Origin of the sequence: Nocardia iowensis, from assembly GCF_019222765.1 — a bacterium.
Taxonomy (GTDB): Bacteria; Actinomycetota; Actinomycetes; order Mycobacteriales; family Mycobacteriaceae; genus Nocardia; species Nocardia iowensis.
The window spans coordinates 1912303-1931998 of sequence record NZ_CP078145.1 but is presented as its reverse complement, the minus strand read 5'-3'; the positions used below and the strand labels follow the sequence as shown (position 1 = coordinate 1931998).

General features: G+C 64.9%; 10 protein-coding genes and 2 tRNA genes. 9 read left to right on the top strand and 3 right to left on the bottom strand.

Going from position 1 to position 19696, the window contains the following annotated elements:
- Positions 1–24: 24 nt before the first annotated feature.
- The 4 genes from KV110_RS08675 (at position 25) to KV110_RS08660 (ending at position 6006) form a co-directional block, all read left to right on the top strand.
- On the top strand, positions 25–2055 hold the full coding sequence (locus KV110_RS08675; protein ID WP_218474962.1) for an NADPH-dependent 2,4-dienoyl-CoA reductase: 2031 nt from the start codon (positions 25–27) through the stop codon (positions 2053–2055).
- A gap of 207 nt (positions 2056–2262) precedes the next feature.
- Positions 2263–3066: a mycolate reductase gene (gene cmrA / locus KV110_RS08670; protein WP_218474960.1), complete on the top strand. Its 804-nt coding sequence runs from the start codon at positions 2263–2265 to the stop codon at positions 3064–3066.
- A gap of 159 nt (positions 3067–3225) precedes the next feature.
- The gene (gene lysA / locus KV110_RS08665) at positions 3226–4569 is read left to right on the top strand and encodes a diaminopimelate decarboxylase (protein WP_218474959.1); all 1344 of its coding nucleotides are present in this window, start codon (positions 3226–3228) and stop codon (positions 4567–4569) included.
- A gap of 174 nt (positions 4570–4743) precedes the next feature.
- Positions 4744–6006: a diaminopimelate decarboxylase family protein gene (locus KV110_RS08660; protein ID WP_218474957.1), complete on the top strand. Its 1263-nt coding sequence runs from the start codon at positions 4744–4746 to the stop codon at positions 6004–6006.
- Positions 6007–6058: 52 nt separating this feature from the next.
- Here the strand turns inward: KV110_RS08660 and KV110_RS08655 are convergent, their stop codons facing one another.
- Positions 6059–7867: a helicase HerA-like domain-containing protein gene (locus KV110_RS08655; RefSeq protein WP_246634412.1), complete on the bottom strand. Its 1809-nt coding sequence runs from the start codon at positions 7865–7867 to the stop codon at positions 6059–6061.
- Between the two features lie 191 nt (positions 7868–8058).
- Between KV110_RS08655 and orn the strand changes: the two genes are divergently transcribed.
- Positions 8059–8733 carry an oligoribonuclease gene (gene orn, locus KV110_RS08650; protein WP_218474955.1) on the top strand — a complete coding sequence of 225 codons (675 nt, stop codon included), beginning with the start codon at positions 8059–8061 and terminating at the stop codon, positions 8731–8733.
- A gap of 55 nt (positions 8734–8788) precedes the next feature.
- A tRNA-His gene (locus KV110_RS08645) sits at positions 8789–8861 on the top strand.
- A gap of 108 nt (positions 8862–8969) precedes the next feature.
- Here the strand turns inward: KV110_RS08645 and KV110_RS08640 are convergent.
- A complete protein-coding gene (locus KV110_RS08640; protein WP_218474953.1) occupies positions 8970–10181 on the bottom strand; it encodes a L,D-transpeptidase in 1212 nt (403 codons plus the stop codon).
- A gap of 305 nt (positions 10182–10486) precedes the next feature.
- On the opposite strand from KV110_RS08640, the gene KV110_RS08635 reads away from it, so the two are divergent.
- A tRNA-Lys gene (locus tag KV110_RS08635) sits at positions 10487–10559 on the top strand.
- 442 nt (positions 10560–11001) lie between these two features.
- On the opposite strand, the gene KV110_RS08630 is transcribed toward KV110_RS08635, so the two are convergent.
- Positions 11002–11367, bottom strand: coding sequence for a winged helix-turn-helix domain-containing protein (locus KV110_RS08630; protein WP_218474951.1), 366 nt, complete (start codon positions 11365–11367; stop codon positions 11002–11004).
- A 451-nt stretch (positions 11368–11818) separates the two neighbouring features.
- Between KV110_RS08630 and pglW the strand changes: the two genes are divergently transcribed.
- Together pglW and pglX are read left to right on the top strand one after the other, a co-directional pair.
- Positions 11819–16111 carry a BREX system serine/threonine kinase PglW gene (pglW, locus tag KV110_RS08625; RefSeq protein WP_343224170.1) on the top strand — a complete coding sequence of 1431 codons (4293 nt, stop codon included), beginning with the start codon at positions 11819–11821 and terminating at the stop codon, positions 16109–16111.
- A complete protein-coding gene (pglX, locus tag KV110_RS08620; protein WP_218474949.1) occupies positions 16112–19690 on the top strand; it encodes a BREX-2 system adenine-specific DNA-methyltransferase PglX in 3579 nt (1192 codons plus the stop codon).
- The last annotated feature ends 6 nt before the right edge of the window (positions 19691–19696 follow it).

Genomic DNA, 19696 nt, shown 5'->3' with positions numbered 1-19696 from the left:
GCCGAGCGTCAGCGAGGCACGGGCATGAGTTCCTTTCCCCATCTGTTCGAACCTCTTGATCTCGGCTTCACCACCTTGCGCAATCGCGTGGTGATGGGGTCGATGCACACCGGGCTGGAGGACCGCGCCTGGGACACCAACAAGCTGGCCGCATACTTCGCCGAACGTGCCCGTGGCGGCGTCGGACTGATCATCACCGGCGGCTACGCGCCCAACCGCACCGGCTGGCTGTTGCCGTTCGGCGCCAAGCTGACCAACAAGTCCGAGGCCTACCGGCACCGGGCGATCACCAAGGCGGTGCACAAGGAGGGCGGCAAGATCGCCATCCAGATACTGCACGCTGGCCGCTACTCCTACATGCCCGGCAGCGTTTCCGCGTCCTCGATCAAGGCGCCGATCAACCCGTTCCGGCCGCGCAAGCTCTCGGCCAAGGGCATCGAGCAGACCATCGATGACTACGCGCGCTGCGCGCGGCTGGCCCAGTTCGCCGGGTACGACGGCTGCGAAATCATGGGCGGTGAAGGTTATTTCATCAACCAGTTCCTCGCGCCGCGCACCAACAAGCGCACCGACAAGTGGGGTGGCTCGCCGGAGAACCGGCGCCGGATCGCGGTGGAGATCGTGCGTCGCACCCGCGCCGCGGTCGGCCCGAACTTCATCATCGTGTTCCGGCTGTCCATGGCCGAGCTGGTCGAGAAGGGCCAGACGTTCGACGAAATCGTCGCGCTGGCAAAGGAACTCGAAGCCGCCGGGGCGAACATCCTGAACACCGATATCGGCTGGCACGAGGCGCGCGTCCCGACCATTGTCACCTCGGTGCCGCGCGCGGCTTTCGTCGAGTTCACCGCGAAGATCACCAAGCAGGTGAACATTCCGGTGTGCGCGTCCAACCGGATCAACATGCCGGAGATCGCCGAGGAAATCCTGACTCGCGGCGACGCGCAATTGGTGTCGCTGGCCCGCCCGTTCCTCACCGACCCCGAGTGGGTGAACAAGGCCAAGCAGGACCGGGTCGACGAGATCAACACCTGCATCGCCTGCAACCAGGCCTGCCTGGACCACGCCTTCCAGCACAAGACCGTGTCCTGCCTGCTGAACCCGCGCGCCGGACACGAGACCGAGCTGAAGTTGCTGCCCACCCGGCGCACCAAGCGCGTCGCGGTGGTCGGCGCGGGACCGGCCGGGTTGTCCGCGGCGGTCAATCTCGCCGAACGCGGCCACCAGGTGGATTTGTTCGAGGCCGACAACAAGATCGGCGGCCAGTTCGACATCGCCCGCCGCATTCCGGGCAAGGAAGAATTCAACGAGTCCATCCGGTACTACCGCCGGATGCTCGAAATCACCGGCGTGACCGTGCATTTGAATAAACGCGTGACCGCCGCCGAACTCATCGAGGCCCGCTACGACGAGGTGGTGCTCGCCACCGGCGTGAAGCCGCGCATCCCGAACATCCCTGGCATCGACCACCCGATGGTGCTGTCCTATGCCGAGCTGGTTCGGGAGGAGCGACCGGTCGGCAAGCGCGTCGCGGTCATCGGCGCGGGCGGCATCGGCTACGACGTCAGCGAATTCCTCACCGTCGAGGGACATCCCACGCTGAAGCTCGACGAGTGGAAGGAAGAGTGGGGTGTCACCGCCGACGACGAGCAGGTTCGCGGCCAGCTCAGCACGCCGAAGCCATCGCCCGCCGCCCGCGAAGTCGTTCTGCTGCAACGCAAGACCAGCGCGTTCGGCAAGGATCTCGGCAAGACCACCGGCTGGGTGCACCGCGCCGCGCTGAAGGCCAAGGGCGTCGAGCACATCGGCGGCGTCAACTATGAACGCATCGACGACAACGGCCTGCACATCAGCTTCGGCGAGAAACGCCAACGCCCGCAATTGATCCCGGTCGACAACGTGATCATCTGCGCGGGCCAGGAATCCGTCCGCGACCTCGAGGACGAGCTGCGCGCCGCGGGTGTGAACCTGTACCTCATCGGCGGCGCCGAACTCGCCGCCGAGCTGGACGCCAAGCGCGCCATCGATCAGGGCACCCGCCTCGCGGCCCGGCTCTGAGCACGCGCCGGTGTCGTTGCCGCGCCCGGCAACGACACCGGCACCCTCCGGGTAGCCGCCTTCATGATCAACAGCACCTGGCTGCGGCATTTCGCGAGTGGCGCCGCCGTCATGTCCCGTCGGGAGCGCTGTCCGACCATCGTCAGCGGCCGTAGGACGGGTGATGGTGGTCGTCTGGACCGGCCATGCATCGCATAGGCTCCACTTGTGAGCTTGCCCTCCCCTACTTCTGAGAATCGCGCGGTGGTTACCGGCGCATCGTCCGGCATCGGCACCGCGCTGGCCGCTGAACTGGCCGCGCGCGGCTATTCGCTGATATTGGTTGCCCGGCGCGGTGCGGTGCTTTCCGAGCTCGCGGAGCGGTTGACGTTGGCGCACGGGGTTGCTGCCGAGGTGCGGGCGGTCGATTTGGCCGATCGGGACCAGCGCGGCGCATTGGTCGAGGAATTGTCGGCGCGCAATATCGCGATCCTGTGCAACAACGCCGGGATCGCGACGTTCGGGGCGGTGGCAGAGCTGGATCTGGCTTACGAACGCGCGCAGATGGAACTCAATGCTGTTGCGGTGCACGATCTCACGCTTGCCGTGCTGCCGGGAATGATTGCCCGCGGGGGTGGCGGGATCTTGATCAGCGGATCGGCGGCGGGGAACATGCCGATCCCGAACAACGCCACCTACGCGGCGAGCAAGGCGTTCGCCAATACGTTCTCCGAGTCGTTGCGCGGCGAGCTCAAGGGGTCCGGTGTCAATGTCACGCTGCTCGCGCCGGGGCCGGTCCGCACGGATGCGCCCGACCCGGCCGACGCGTCGATCGTCGACCGCCTGGTGCCCGGCTTCATGTGGGTGTCGTCCGAGTACACCGCGAAGGTCTCCATCGACGCGCTGGCCCGCAACAAGATGCGGGTGGTTCCGGGGCTGATCAGCAAGGGGATGAGCGTCGCGGGGCAGTACGGTCCGCGCGCCGTCACCGCGCCGATCGCGGGCGCCTTCTACAAGAAGCTGGGCGGCTGAACGTCGCGGAGACCCAGCTCACGGCCTGGTCAACGTTCCGTCAAGATCGGCCTTCCGTTCGTCAAGCAGTCGTAAGCTGGACGTTTGCCCAAGAGGAATCGGCGTAGTCCTGACATCGGCCCCGCATACGGAATAGCGGGGGCGCACACAGGAGACACCGTGACGCTGCTGGAAATCTTCCCGTCGCTGAAGTCGGGAATGCCCTCGCGCCTGGACTCGGCCGTATGGCCGCGCGACACGCATTACGACGACGCTGGGCGGATCACGATCGGCGGGGTGGCACTGGCCGACATCGCCGATCAGTACGGCACTCCGACCTATGTCCTCGACGAGCGCGAGGTCAGGGAGCGCTGCCGGGCCTACCGCAAGGCCTTCCCGGAGGCCGAGATCATCTACGCGGGCAAAGCACTGATGATCCGCGCGGTCGCCAACTGGGTCTCCCAGGAGGGGCTGTCGGTGGACGTCTGCTCGTCCGGCGAGCTGGCCATCGCACTGGCCGCCGGCGTCGCCCCGCGACGAATCATCATGCACGGCAACGGAAAATCGTTCGATGAACTGACCGCCGCGGTCAAGGCCGGTGTCGGCCGGATCGTGGTGGACTCGCTTGCCGAGATCACGCTGCTCTCGGCGTTGGTCACCGATTCCCAGAATGTGCTGCTTCGCCTGTCCCCCGGCATCGACGTGCACGGGCACCCGGCGGTGAAAACCGGTGTCACCGACCAGAAATTCGGCTTCCCGCTCGGCGGCGACACGGCCGCGGAGGCGGTCGCGCGGATTCTTCGGCAGCCGAAGCTCAACCTGATCGGCTTCCACTGCCACCTCGGTTCGCAGATCTGCGACCCGGACTACTACGGCGAGGCGGTGCGCCGGATGGTCGCGGAGATGGCGCGGGTCCGGCAAGAGCACGGCCACCTGCTCACCGAGCTCGACCTCGGCGGCGGGCACGCGGTCGCCTACCGCACCGGCGACGCCGAAATGAACCTTCCCGAGCTCGCCGCCATCATCGAGGACGCACTCGACGCGGCGTGCGCGCGGCAGCATTTCCCGCGCCCGCACATTTCGCTCGAACCCGGCCGGGCCATCGTCGCCCGCTCCGGGGTGACGCTGTACCGGGTGCTGTCGGTCAAGCATGTCGAGGGCGGGCACACCTACGTCACCGTCGACGGCGGGATGAGCGACAACCCACGCGTCGCGCTGTACGGCGCGCGCTACAGCGTCGTCGTCGCGAACCGGCACCCGATCTGCGCGAGCATGACCGCGACGGTGGCGGGCCGGTTCTGTGAGGCCGGGGACATCCTGGCCACCGACGTGCAACTGCCGGTCGACCTGCGGCCGGGCGAGGTGCTCGCGGTGCCATGCACCGGCGCGTACCACCACAGCCTCGCCTCGTCCTACAACAGCGTCGGCCGTCCCCCGATCGTCGCGGTGCGCCACGGCCAGTGCCGCGAACTGGTGCGCCGGGAAACCACCGCGGACCTGATGAGCCGCGACGTCGGCTGCTGAGCCACGGCCGGCCGCCGACGCTCCCGTCGCGCGGCCGGCCTGTCAGCGATCCGTCAAGATCCGGTCGGCGGCGGTCAATGTTGCGCTAAGCGACCTGCTTCCGCCCGCGCGCGGGCGTAGTTGTTGGGAGGCCCCGCAGACGGAGAAAACGGGGAGCGGATCAGGAGAGCACCCGTGACGCTAGTGGACTTCTTCTCGCCACCTCGGTTGGGAACGGCCGCGAACCTGGATTCCGCGGTATGGCCCGGCGACGCGCGGTATGACGTGGACGGCAGGATCGTGGTCGGTGACGTCGCACTCGCCGACATCGCCGATACCTACGGCACGGCGGTGCGGGTGCTCGACGAGCGTGAAGTCCGACAGCGCTGCCGCGCGTATCGCAAAACCTTTCCCGAGTTCGAGATCGGCTACGCCGCAGCGGCATTGCCGATCGGAGCGGTCGCGGACCTGGTCACCGGGGAAGGGCTCGCGCTGGTCGTGTGCTCGTCCGACGGGCTGGCCACCGCACTCACCGCCGGGGTCGATCCGAAGCGAATCATCCTGCACGGCACCGGGTTGTCTCGCGACACGCTGCAAGCCGCGGTCACTCGCGGGGTCGGCCGGATCGTGCTGGGTTCGCCCGCCGAGATCGACCTGCTCGCCACGGTTGCCACCCGTCCGCAACGGGTGCTGCTTCGGGTGTCGCCCGGCATCGAGCAGGACTTGCCCCGGCAAGCCATCGGTTTTCCGCTCGATGAAGTCGCCGCGGCTGTCGCGCGAGTGCTCGGCGCGCCGCTGCTGGAGCTGATCGGCTTCCACTGCCATCTCGGCTCACAGATCTACAACCCCGACCACTACGGCGAGGCGATCCGCCGGCTGGTCGCCGAGATGGCGCAGGTTCGCCGAGAGCACGACCGGATTCTGACCGATCTCGACCTCGGTGGCGGGCACGCGGTCGCCTACCGCAGCGGGGATGCCGAAATGAATCTTCCCGAGTTGTCCGCGATCACCGAGGACGCTCTCGACGCGGCTTGTGCCCGTCAGCATTTCCCCCGGCCGAACGTCGCCCTCGAACCGGGTCGCGGGATCGTCGCGCGGGCCGGAGTCACCCTGTATCGGGTGTTGTCGGTCAAGCAGAACGATGGCGGGCACGCCTCGGTCGTGATCGATAGCGCGGCTCGCGGCAGGACCGGTGACTGCGCGGGCATGGTCGTGGCGAATCGGCGGGCGACCGGCCCGCAGCTGAGCGCGACCGTCGCGGGGCGCGCGGGCGATGTCATCCTCGCCACCGACGTCCGGCTTCCCGCCGATCTGCGGGCGGGTGAACTGCTCGCCGTGCCGTGCACCGGCGCCTACCAGCCCGGCGCTACCCGCCCTCCGGTGATCGCCGTGCGCGACGGCCACTACACGCAGCTCGTGGCTCGCGAGCCCAATCTCCTTGACCGCGACGCGAGCTGAATACCTGGTGATTCCCGCACGCCCGATCGGGCGTGCGGGAATTCGGGGCGGGTCAGCGCTTCCTGGTCCCGAAGATGCTGCGGCTGATCTCGCGTCCAGCGGCGGTCGCGGCGGAACGCAAAAAGCTCTTCACCGCAGGGTTTTTCATAATGCGCTCGGCGGTGGAATCCTCTTCGGCCTTCGACGAGCGACCGGGCGCCGGAGCGGCCTCCGGGCCCTGTTCTGCCGCAGCGACTTTCGCGGCGAGGATTTCGTAGGCCGATTCGCGGTCAATGGTCTGGCCGTACTTGTTGTGCAGCCCGCTGGAGAGTGCGCACGACTTGATCGCGTCGTCGCCGATGGTGTCCATCAGCGAGCGGGGCGGCTGAATCCTGGTCCAGGCCACTGGAGTCGGCGCGCCCTTCTCCGAAAGCACCGTCACGACAGCCTCGCCGGTGCCCAGTGAGGTGAGGGCCTTCTCCAAGTCGTAGGTGCTGGTCTTGGGGTAGGTGCGCACGGTTTTGGACAGTGCCTTCTGATCGTCCGGGGTGAACGCGCGCAGCGCGTGCTGGATGCGCGCACCCAGTTGGGACAGCACCTGATTCGGAATGTCGGTGGGCAGCTGGGTGCAGAAGAACACGCCGACACCCTTGGACCGGATCAGCTTGACGGTCTGCTCGACCTGGTCCAGGAACGCCTTCGACGCGTCCGCGAACAGCAGGTGCGCCTCGTCGAAGATGAATACCAGCTTGGGCTTGTCCACGTCACCCACCTCCGGCAACGTCTGGAACAGGTCGGCGAGCACCCACATCAGGAAGGTGGAGAACATCACCGGCCGCGCCGCCTGCGCACCGAGCTCGAACAAGGTGATCACGCCCTGGCCACCCGCGACGCGCACCAGATCGCTCGGATCCAGTTCCGGCTCACCGAAGAACGTGTCGCCGCCGTCGGACTCCAGGTTCACCAGCGACCGCAGGATCACACCCGCGGTGGCCGCGGAGACGCCGCCGATGCCCTTGAGGTCTTCCTTGCCCTCGGGGCTGGTGAGGTGGGTGATGACGGCGCGCAGGTCCTTGAGGTCGAGCAGCGCAAGACCGTTCTTGTCTGCCCAGTGGAAGATCAGGCCAAGAGTGGATTCCTGAGTTTCGTTGAGTCCCAGCACCTTACTGAGCAATATTGGGCCGAACGACGTGATGGTGGCGCGGATCGGTACACCGATGCCATTGGTGCCGAGCGAGACGAATTCGGTCGGGTAGCCGGTCGGCGTCCAGTCGTCGGCGCCGGTTTCGGCGGCCCTCGTGCTCAGCTTGTCATTGGTCGCGCCCGGTTGTGACAGGCCCGACAGGTCGCCCTTGATATCGGCGAGCACAACGGGAACGCCTGCGCGCGAAAGCTGTTCGGCGATGCCCTGCAGCGTCTTCGTCTTACCGGTGCCGGTCGCACCGGCCACCAGCCCGTGCCGGTTCATCGTCCGCATCGGAATGCGCACGCGCGCAGCGGGATCCACCTCACCGTCGACCACCACGGTACCCAGTTCCAATGCCACCCCCTCGAACGCATAACCGGCGGCGATCTCCCGCGCCGCCGCGGACCCCGCGGGTGCGCCTGTCTGCTCCGCCTCACTCGCCGCGGCCGCGTCCGCCTTCTTCTGCTTGGCCTTGGTCGCGGCTTCGGCGGCGGCCGCCGCGGTCTGATCGGCCTTCGCCGCCGCGCTCTCCGCCTTCGCCGACGCGTGCGCCCCGCTTTCACCCGAACCCGCCGCCTGCTGCTCCGCCAGCTCGCGCTCCGCGGCCTCCGCGGCAGCCGCCGCCTCCGCCGCGACCTTCGCCGCCTCCTCGGCAGCCTTACGCGCCGCGGCCGCCTTCTCCTGGGGGGTTGTCATCGCACGTCCTCCGTCTGGTCTGACTCGAACTGCATCACGCAGTGTTGCTGTCGTACCGAAAACGCCTGTGCCGATCTGCCAGAAACTGTATCCCCGCAAGTGCCGCATGTGGGCTTCTCTCCCCGCGAGCCAGTGCTCTTCGCAAACACCGCCGCAGGCACCCCCAATTAGACCCAGCTAATGTTGCTCGCGTGTCGGATAAATACATGGTGTGGATGGACTGTGAGATGACGGGGCTGCGCCTGGACAGCGACAAGCTGATCGAGGTGGCCGCGCTGGTAACCGACAGCGACCTCAACATTCTGGGTGAGGGCGTAGACGTGGTGATCCACGCCGACGACGCGGCACTGGCCGCCATGCCCGCCGTGGTCGTCGACATGCACGCGCGTTCCGGGCTGACCGAAGAGGTTCGCCGTTCCACCGTCACCATGGCCGAGGCCGAACAGCAGGTGCTCGACTACATCCGCCAGTACGTGCCAACCCCGCGCACCGTGCCGCTGGCCGGCAACTCGATCGCCACCGACCGTGGTTTCATCGCCCGCGACATGCCGCTGCTCGACGCCCACCTGCACTACCGGATGATCGACGTGAGCTCGATCAAGGAGCTGTGCCGCCGCTGGTACCCGCGCATCTACTTCGGCCAGCCGGAGAAGGGCCTCAGCCACCGCGCGCTGGCCGATATCAAGGAATCCATCCGCGAGCTGGAGTACTACCGCCGGACCGCGTTCGTCGCGCCGCCCGGCCCGTCCACCACGGACATCGCCGAGATCGCCGCCGAGATCGGTGGCACCGCGGCACCCGGCGGCAGTGGCACCGCGACACCCCTCGAATCACCCCAGGTCAACGCCGTGTCGGAAACCGATTAGGGAGACGAAGGGGTAACACGCTAATATCGACGGCGCCGGTGTTCAGCCGGTGATGGTGACCGTAGTTCAGTTGGTAGAGCACCAGGTTGTGATCCTGGCTGTCGCGGGTTCGAGTCCCGTCGGTCACCCGGATAGCCCGGGAGGCTCCGAGAAATCGGACCTCCCGGGCTTTTTCTTTGCTCGAAGACAGCAAAACGGGCCACCAGTTCGCACTGGTGGCCCGTTTACCGTGCCGGTCAGCTCGGGTCGGCGTTGCCTGCCTTCCACACCGGCCACGGGATGTTCCAGTCACCCAGACCGTCGGTGCCCGACAGGGTTCCGCCCACGGTGTTCTTGATGATGGTGATGTCACCGCGCTTGGCGTTCTCGTAGACCCACCGCGCGTTCGCGGGGCTCAGGTTCAGGCAACCGTGGCTGGTGTTGCTGTAGCCCTGCTGCGCGACCGACCACGGCGCGGAGTGAAAGAAGATGCCGCTGTAGGAGATTCGGGTCGCGAAGTCGACCGGCGTCTTGTATCCGTCCGGCGAGTTCACCGCCACACCGTAGGTCGAGGAGTCCATGATGATCTTCTCGAGCCGGTCGCTGACGATGTAGATGCCGTTGTCGGTGGGTGTGCTGTTCTTGCCCATCGAGGTCGGCATGGTCTTGATGACCTCACCGTTGCGCTCCACCACCACCTGCTTGGTGTTGTCGTCGGCGGTGAAGATCACCGCGTCGCCGACGGTGAAGAACGAGTGGATGTTGTCCTGGCCGTAGAGACCGTTGCCGAGATCACGTCCATACACGTTCACGTCGATGGTGACCTTGGTGCCCGGTGCCCAGAAGTTCTCCGGGCGCCACCGGACTTCACGGTTGCTCACCCAGTAGAACGCGCCCTCCACGGCGGGCTCGGTGGTGATTTTGATCGCATCCTGAGCTGCCCTGCGGTCCGGAATGTTCTCGTCGAACTGGACCGCCACCGGCTGGCCGATACCGACCACCTCACCCTCGCCCGGCAGCAGATATGGCTTGGTCTGGCTGTCCGGGGAACTGGTGGTGAAGCTCAGCGTGGTGGTGTTGGCGCCGCCGAGGCCGATCGCGTCGGCCTTCAGCCGGTAGGTCTTGCCGTAACCGAGCACCTCGGTGGTCTCCCACGAGCGACCGTCGGCGGCCAGCCTGCCGCCCACCGGCTTGCCCTGGCCGTTCACCAGGGTCACGTTGGTGAGCTTGCCGTCCTCGACCTGGAATGCCAGCGGCACGCCCGGCGACACCCCCACGTCGCCATCCTTGATGGGGGACAACAACTTCGGCTTGATCAGCTCCAGGATCGGATTGCGGTCGATCGCAACCGATGCCGAGTCCGAACTCGACGAAGAGCACCCCGATAACGCCAGCGCGGCCACCGCTAACAAGACGACAGGTGCGGTGATATGTCGTATCCACCGACGTCGACCCTGACCAACGCTCATCTCAACCCCGTTTCAAGTCTCGGTGCATCAGAAGCACACCGATGGCTTCGGATCCCAACCGCTTACAGCTCAACCCGCCGTGCCTGCGGAGCGGTCGAGACCACGTTCCGTCATTCTGCCAGTACGAGGCGCTCGCACCAACGCGAATACCCCGTCGACACAGTCGTGTTACACGGGATAGATCCGAACTACCCCTCCCCTTGTTAACACCCCCGTCGATCCGCCCATCGCCCCCGCTCAGGACACGATTTCACATCTGCCGCCTCGGCCTGTTAAGGTTTGTCCCGCACCGGAACACGGAGCAAGCGCCATTAGCTCAATTGGCAGAGCAGCTGACTCTTAATCAGCGGGTTCGGGGTTCGAGTCCCTGATGGCGCACCGCAACTCGTGCAATCGCACCATGTCGCACTCGGCGGCATCCAGCTCGGGTGGCTGAGAATCTATTCGTCCAGCAATTCCTCGAACCTGGATATGTGCCGTCTACCTCGGCGAATGGGGCGACGGCTGAGTGTTTCACTGGTCGCTTCCGGTGTTCGAGTGCACTGCGACACCAGCGATATCGCGGTGCTAATCCTGCTAATCCGAGCTCCCACCCACAGTGTCGGGCCGGAGTGGTTCCGGGTGCCCTGGCCAGGGTCCAACCCGATCGCGCCGCCTGCACTGAGGTGCTCAACGCTACATTGCCCGAATTGAGTGCGTTGGTGGGCTGAGGCTAACAACCAAGACCGAAGCGGGAAGGTCGGCCGGAAGGATCCTTGTTCGTACGGGTCGGGCTGGCCAGGCAACTCGGCCGGAAGCCTGACCCTGGTTGATTTGCCGGTCACAGGGCTGTCGGCATCGGCAGCGGGCCCGGTGATGGACACAGACGGAGACCGAGCTCGGTGGTCATGTATAACACGTTGCGTACGGCTCGTTCCCGCGCGAGGAGTCCGGTCTCGCGCAGCACCCGAAGATATTGCAACACTGCGCTGGGAGTGAGGACGAAGGCTCGAGCCAAGTTGGTTGTCGTCGCGGGGGAACGCAGTGCCTCGAGCAATTCGGCGCGCGCCCGACCGAGCAACCGGACCAGGCTGTCTGCGGGTGCTCGAGTCCCTGCGGCCCACAATGCCCCGACGCCTCGTGCCGGGTAGCACACCGTGGTTTGGGTCGTGGTGTTCTTGATCAGCACGTGCTTCGAGCTGAGCACGACGGGGATCCGACCAGCCCACCTGGCCCCTGGTTCACCACGCGCTCGGTCTGCCAACCCGTTCCTGTGACGGCTATCCCGCCCTCGCTACAATTCAGGTCCGGGTGCAGGGTGGTGAACAAGTTCTCGGCACCGCCCATGGGCTAACTGTTTGGCGCGATAGCCGACGTCTGCATCGAGTACCGCCCGGATACGAGCCCAGTGCGGCGCGAACAACCGATCGTGCGCTGCCTGCAGCTCTGCGATCACCCGCAAACCCGTGGCCAGCTGCCTGGGTAACGCGCCAGCGACGACATTTGCGAGTGGTGTCTGAGCCACGCCAGAAGACCGACCAGCGCGAACGGGTTGGTCTCGGTCAATTCTCGGTCTTCCGAAACGCACCGCTCATCGTGGTCTGTTGGGCAGGATAGTCTTTCGGCGGACACGAGTTCGACGGGACGCCGGACATTGCATGACGACGGGGTGGAGCGGGAGCGAAGGGGTGACGCTGATGCAGGGCGACCGGTGGGTTGAGGAAAGTCCCTCGCGGTTCCCGCACGAACGCGAAGGTTTGCAGATTGTCAGGGACCTACTCCCCGATGCGCCGCCCTATCGGGCCTGGTCGAATTTTGAGTTCCGGGATCAAGATGGGCGTTGGCACGAAGTCGATCTCCTGGTACTGACCCGCGGTGGCATGTACCTGCTAGAACTCAAACATTTCTACGGCACGATCGGTGGCGACGACAAGCGTTGGAAACGCAGTCACGGCAAGAATGTGCCCTCACCTCTGTTGCTCGCCCGGCGCAAGGCGCAGTATCTCGCCAGCCAGTTGAAGAACGAACTGCACAAGGTGTCCAAGGGCAAGGCCCCCTCTCAGACTGTGCCTCATATCCAAGAATTGGTGTTCCTGCATCACGAGCACACCCGCTGCGAGCTGCCGCTCGCCTCGCGCATCAACCTGTACGGTCTCGACAACCACGACCAAACATCCGGCCTGTCCGGAATATCGAGCGTCCTGCTCGCCCCACCTCAGGACCAGCCGATCTCCGAAAAGCAGTCCGACCTGCTTGCCGGCCTCATCCACTCCTTCGGCATTCGCGCGCAACGTTCCCGCGAGGTCGGCAACTGGCTCATCACCGACGACACCCTGGGCGACGGCAATGGCTGGCAGGACTGGCCCGCAACCCACTACGTCGACGACACCCGCAAAGCCCGCATCCGGTTCTACCCACCGGTCCCCGGTGTCCCCGATGCCGAGATCCACAAACGCAAGCGTGCTGTCACACACGGCTTCCGACTGCTGAACCGATTGCGGCACGATGGTCTCCAGGTACCGGTCGAACTGTGCGAGGACGCCGAGCTCGGCGTCGGCTGGGTCTTCGACGACCCGAAAGACTATGCGCGCCTGGATCTCTGGCTGCTCGATAAACAAGCCGGGCTGAGCCTGGACCGACAATTGGAGCTGCTGAACCGGATCGCTACCGTCGTGCAGTACGCCCATCGGCACCGCGTCGTGCACCGCGGGCTGAATCCGCAGGCCATATTGATCAAGGAGCGCGGCGACCTATTACTACCGCTGGTCTCCGACTGGGATACAGCCGGCGTCCTGCCCGCAGGGACGCTAGACACCGGTCTGCGAGGACTACCGTCCAGCCCGCTGTCCGGGCTAGCTGGCGACCGTCTCGACATCGTGAAGCTCTACGCTTGCCCGGAGGGTCGTACGAGCTCCGACCCTGCGCGCATGGACGTCTTCGGCCTCGGCATGCTGGCGTTCTACCTGATCACCGGCGGCGCGGCCCCGGCAGCAGAACGTGGCGAGTTGATGGCGCGGCTGCGGCGCGGCAGCGGACTGGACGTGTCGGCGGAGCTGCCCCAAGCGCCGTCGCCGTTGCGCAAACTCATCCTGAACGCCACGCATCCCAGCCCGAGCGAGCGACTGGGCACCGTCGCCGAATTCCTGAAACAGCTCGACGCGGTACGCGCTGAACTAGTCGGGGTACCAGGGCGGACTGATCCGCTGGAGGCCGGTCCGGGCGATACCCTCGACGGCCGGTTCGTCTACAAGCAACGGCTGGGCTCCGGATCGACGGCGGTGGGTCTGCTCGTCACGGACGAGGATGCAGCAAGCGTCCCACGAGTGCTGAAAGTGGCCAAGGACGACGCCGCGGCGGTGCGATTACAGGCAGAGGCTCAGCTGCTCGCCAAACTCGAGCATGGTCACGAACGCATCGTGCAGTTCATACAGAACATCGATGTGGGTGGCCGCTCGACCCTTGTACTGGGCTTCGCCGGCGCGACAACGCTGGCCGAAGAGCTGTCGGCCAAGGGACGACTGTCGATCAACTTGCTGGAACGGTGGGGCACCGACCTGCTGTCCGCGGTGCGCGGACTCGAGCAGGCCGGCCTCGTCCACCGCGACATCAAACCGGCGAATCTCGGTGTGTCCAGCCACAAATCGGAATCCCACCTGACCCTGTTCGACTTCTCCATGGCTGCAGTCGACGCCCGCAACGTGGAAGCAGGCACCCCGCCATACTTGGATCCGTTCCTCGGCACATCCGACCGTAGGCAGTACGACAGCGCGGCCGAACGCTATGGCGCCGCGGTCGTGCTGTACGAGATGGCTACCGGTTCTCTGCCTCAGTACGGTGCGGATCCGGACGCGAATCCGGCCGCAGTCCAGCACGATGTCACGATCGACCCGGAACGATTCGAACCGGCCGTTGCACCGAGCCTGGCTGAATTCTTCGCAACCGCTTTGTCCCGGGAAACCTCCCGCCGTCCGGGCACCGCTGAGGAGATGCTGCGGGCGTGGCGCCAGGTGTTCAGCGAACTCGGCACCGCGCCGAAGATCGTGGACGCCGATCAGCACGTCGGTGAAACGACATCGCTTGCCGATTCCGGCTTGAGTGTGCGCGCGGCATCCGCACTGGCGACCCTGCAGGTAGCGACGATCGGCGAGTTGCTAGCTCTGGACTCCACCAAACTGAACCGACTGCTGTCCAAAGAGTCCGCCGCCACCCGTAAGGAGATCGCAGCCCGCTACAAGCAGTGGAAACAGCAGCTGGGCACCAGGAAACCCCCGGCCCGCACCGAACTTCCCGGTCTGTCGGAGGCGGTCGATCTACTGTTGGCCGCGGTCGGCACCGGCAAGCGCACTCGACGCAAGGCGCAATCGGCGGAATCCGATGCCGAGCAGAAGTCGACCCGGCAGCAAGCCGCCGAACTGATCCTCGGCAGGTCAGGCCGCCTGGACGCCTTCGCCAGTGCCGGGGAGCTCGGTAAGACTCTGGGGATGAAGGAGTCGTCGCCTCGTGGCCATCAACTGCTCAAGGAGCTACAAGTCGATTGGGGCGCCGTCCCCGAGACTGCGGCCCTGCTCGACGACGTGGCGACCGTGGTGACCCGGGTGATCAACGATTTCGGTGGGGTTGCAGCGGTCGACATGCTCAGTGCCGAGGTTCGGGCGTTGGCACCCGAGCCGACGGATACTCACGAATACGTGGCCAGGCGGGCCGCCGAGGGCCTCGTGCGAGTCGCGTTCGATCGACTCAGCGAACACGAGCAACTCGACGGCGCCCGTAAACTCCTACGTCGTCGGCACGGTGGCCGCCTCACACTGGTCGCGGGTGATGAGAAACTACTGGCCGCAGCCGAACGCGCGGGACGGCGCGCCGACGACCTGGTACGCGACGTCCCGGAGGGCGTCGTCGCGCCCACGGTCGGGGCCCGGGAGGTGCGTGAGGCGTACCTGCAGGGGTACCGCAGTGCCGCACCGGGTGTGCTCGTGTCACCACCCCCGGACGAGCGGCTGATCCGCCTTGCGGCCGCTGCCTCCCGCCAGGCCGTCGTCTCGGGGCGCGGCGAATTGCACTGCAGACACATCGCGCCGGCGGCGATGATCCGTATCGCCCTGGCCGGGCTGTCACAGTCGGAATCCCTCAGCACGACCGAGTTGCGCCAGCGTGTGGCCGCGCGGTTCCCGGTGCCAGACAAACTGCCGATGCGCCCGGCCCTGGATGTCATCGTCACCAATGCCGAACTCGGCCTGGGCTACGACGAATCCGCCAAGGTGTACCGGTTCCTGGACGTTGAGCCACCCGGTGGCACAGGATTGCCCACCCGGAAGTCCACCACCGGCGCGTCCGTGCCCGCCTCCGATATCGAACGCGTGTGGACCGGGTACGCGAACAGTACTCGCGCCACGGTCCTGCGCCGCTCGATCGACGGTTACGGATTCCTGGCCATCGGCGTGCCTATCGGTCGCGCGGACGATCACACCCGCGCTGCTGAGCAGCTGGCCGACCATTACTGCGGCGACATCCTCGACGTCGCCGGCGCGATGGTGGCCGAAATCCGGGGGTTCACCGACGGCCGAGTACCGTGGCCCGACGTGCTGACCGCCGACGCCGCCAATGCCGTACCTCGCGACGCGCGCGGCTTGCGCACGGTCGTGGACCGTGTCACCCCGGTAATTTTGGACCGCATCGACGCGAAGGTCTTCACCGAACCAGCGTCCGCAAGGCCGCTGATCCTCACCGAACTAGGCCCCTTGGCCCGATACGGATTCCTGCAGCGAGTGGGCCGCTGGAGCGATCTGACTGCGCCGCGCCGCCGCCCGATCTGGGTGATCTTGCCCGAACTGCACCAGATCCGCGGCGCACAGGTGGATGGACTACCTATCCAACTTGGTTCTCCCACTGGCCAATTCGTCGAGTACCGGCCCGGTGCCGACGCCCCCGACCCGGAAAGGGTGATGAGGTAGATGACCGGCATCGTCGGCCTGGTTCCCGCGCTGCGCAAACTGGTGCTCACGCTGGAGAACGATCTACGCGCGCGGATCGACGGGCCGGAAGTGGCGGCGCGGCAGGGCGGTGCGTACACAGCGTGGCGCGGAGAGTACGACGAGGCGTCCGCGGCCCGTCGCACAGCCGCGTCCTGGGAAGCGTGGCGCGACGAGCGAGTATCCCAGTCGGCCGTTGCCTGGGTTCTGCTGACTGTCTTCGCTCGGTATGTGGAGGACAACGCGCTGGTCACCCCACGTTGGATCGCCGGTGCGACCCCCGACGAACGCCGCAACGCCCTCGACGCACGGCAGGCGTACTTCGCCGAGCAGACCACTCCGGAGTTCATTCCGTCGGACCGGGAATGGCTCGAGCAGATCGTCACTCATTTCGCCCGTTACGACGCCACCCGCGCATTGGTCGACGAGTATTCGCCGCTGCACCGCGTCGCCCCCTCCGGTGACGCCGCCCGAGCGATCCTCGAATTCTGGTGGTATACCGATGAATCTGGGGAAACACAATGGAGCTTCACCGGCATAGATTCCCGGTTCCTCGGCGACGTGTACCAGGATCTGTCCGAATATGCGAAGAAGACCTACGCCCTGCTGCAGACCCCGGAGTTCGTGGAGGAGTTCATCCTTGACCAGACCTTGACTCCCGCTTTGGCAGAGCGGCAGTTGGAGGGGTTCACCGTCATCGACCCGACGTGCGGGTCGGGACATTTCCTGTTGGGCGCGTTCCGGCGGGTGCTGCGGGAATGGGAGCGGCAGGCGCCAGCCCTGCCGGTGCGGGTGCTCGTGGGGCGAGCGATCGCGAGTGTGTACGGCGTAGACATCAACGCGGCGGCTGTGGCGATCGCGCGGTTCCGGCTGCTACTCGCGGCGCTCGAAAAAAGCGGAGAGCAGCGGATCGAACAGGCAGTTGACTTCGAGCTGAATCTAGCAACCGGGGATTCGCTGTTGTGGGGCGCCCGGCAGCAGGCACTGGGCGGCATGACCACTTTTGGACTCACGCAATTCACGTATTCGATTGAGAATGCCAAAATGTTGGCACATATCCTGCAACGAGAACACGATGTCGTAGTGGGCAATCCACCATATATCACCGTCAAAGATTCGGCGTTGAACTCCACGTACCGCTTGTTGTATTCGTCGTGTCACCGCCAGTATGCACTGACTGTGCCGTTCATAGAATTATTTTTCGATCTTGGGTACACCGATCAGTCCACTCGAAAGGCCGGGTGGGTCGGCCAGATAACCTCAAATTCATTCATGAAACGCGAGTTCGGATCAAAACTGATCGAGAACTTTCTGCCCACACGCGATCTAAGGCAGGTGATAGATACCTCCGGCGCTTACATCCCAGGCCACGGAACACCTACCGTAATCGCAACAGGACGAAATCGACCGCCGACCAGCGACCACTTACGAGCCATCCTCGGCATTCGTGGTGAGTCAGGACGTCCTGACGATCCCGCCAATGCTGAAGTCTGGTCATCAATTCGAGACAATATTGATAACCCCGGATTCGAGAATACCTGGATTAGCGTCGTAGAGTTGCCCAGAGACACCATGGACACCCACCCATGGAGCCTAACCGGCGGAGGTGCAGTCGATACGCAGGCCGCTATCGAGAACGGCGCATCGAATGCTCTGTCCAGTCTCGCGAACGCCGTTGGCCTCGTGGCCATACCGGGCGAAGATTCCGCGTTTCTACTGCCCAATATGCTAACAGCTAGGCGAATTCGCACATCGGCCATCAGTATAATAGAAGGCGATCAGGTACGCGACTACACAACGAACCTGCGCAGCGTATCCATATGGCCATACAATAACGCCATTGAACCCTCGATCGAGAAGGAGACGCTGAGATCACTGTGGCCAAATCGAAGAATTCTGCAACGACGCAAGCGTTTCGGCGTGCCGATTGAAGATATCCATACCATGCATTGGTGGGAGATTCGAGAATTATATAAGGATAAACTGAAGCGCCCGCTGACCATTACATTCCCACTGGTATCTACTCATAATCATTTCGCGATCGATCGCGGCGGAAGTATTTTTCACCATTCCGCGCCAGTGATCAAGCTTCCAGAAAGGGCCACACTGGAAGATCACATTAGTCTGGCGGCGACACTAAATAGCTCTGCCGCGTGCTTTTGGCTGAAACAGAACAGCCACGATAAAGGCAATGGTGGATATGGTGGAGGAATTGCAGATCAGGAATGGGAGCGGTTCTATGAACTTACCGGAGCCACCCTTAAGAACTTCCCCCTCCCGCCATCACTCCCCCTCGACCGTGGCCGCATTCTTGATCAACTTGCGCAGGAACTCAAATGTTATGTGCCCCATTACATAGTCACTTGTGGAGGGCCAACAGCAGATTCACTGAACACGGCATCTCAGAAGTACACTCGCCTCATCCGCCAAATGATCGCCCACCAAGAAGAACTCGACTGGGAGTGCTACCGCCTCTATGGCCTGACCGACGAAGACCTCACCTACCCCGGCGACGTCCCGGAAATCTCTCTCGGCCAACGGGTGTTCGAAATCCTTCTGGCGCGTCGGATGAAAGGTGGCGAGCAGACCTCCTGGTTCGAACGGCACCGGTCGACACCCATCACCGAGATCCCGCAGCATCTCCCCGACGACTACCGGCAACTCCTGCAGCGCCGTCTGGATGCTATTGCCGATAACCCGCACCTGCGCCTGCTGGAGAAGCCGGAGTACAAGCGTCGTTGGGCGACCGAGCCGTGGGACAAACGGGTTACCGAGGCGCTGCGGGACTGGCTGCTGGACAAGGTGGAGGATCACGGCATCTGGTTCGATCGCGACGATCGGCCCACCCCGAAGAGTGTGGCCACCCTCGCTGATGAGTTGGACCGTGACGCCGATTTCGCCCGTGTCCTCCGCATGTGGGCCCAGTCCCCGGAAGCTTCCACCAGCGCCGCGCTCAAGAGACTTCTCACCGAGGAAGGTGTGCCGTTCCTTGCCGCCTATCGGTATAAGCCATCGGGTTTGGAGAAGCGTAAGGCATGGGAGCACACCTGGGCCGAACAGCGCCGCGAGGATGCCGGCGAATCACTGGACAAGCCGATTCCGGTGCCGCCCAAGTACAAGCCGACCGATTTCACCAAGCCCTCCTACTGGTCCCGCCGCGGAAAACTCGACGTCCCGAAGGAGCGTTTCATCTCCTACCCGAACGCCAACAGCCCTAACGACAAGTCCGAACTTCTCGGCTGGGCTGGTTGGAATCACGCGGAACAGGCTCTCGCTCTGGCAGGGATCATCGGCAACCGAATCCAAGACGGTGCCGCCGAGGCCACACTCACTCCCCTGGTCGCGGGCCTTATGGAGCTGTCTCCATGGGTGCGGCAGTGGCACAGCGAGATCGACCTCGAGTACGGCATCAGCATGGCCGATCTGATCGAGGAGGAGATCCGTACCCACTGCGTCGAACTCGGTATCGCCCCAGAGGATGCGGCAGCATGGCGGCCGGAGCCGGCCGGACGAGGCCGCCGGACCACCGCGCGCTCTGAGGAAGCCGAGACCCTGCTATGAACATCG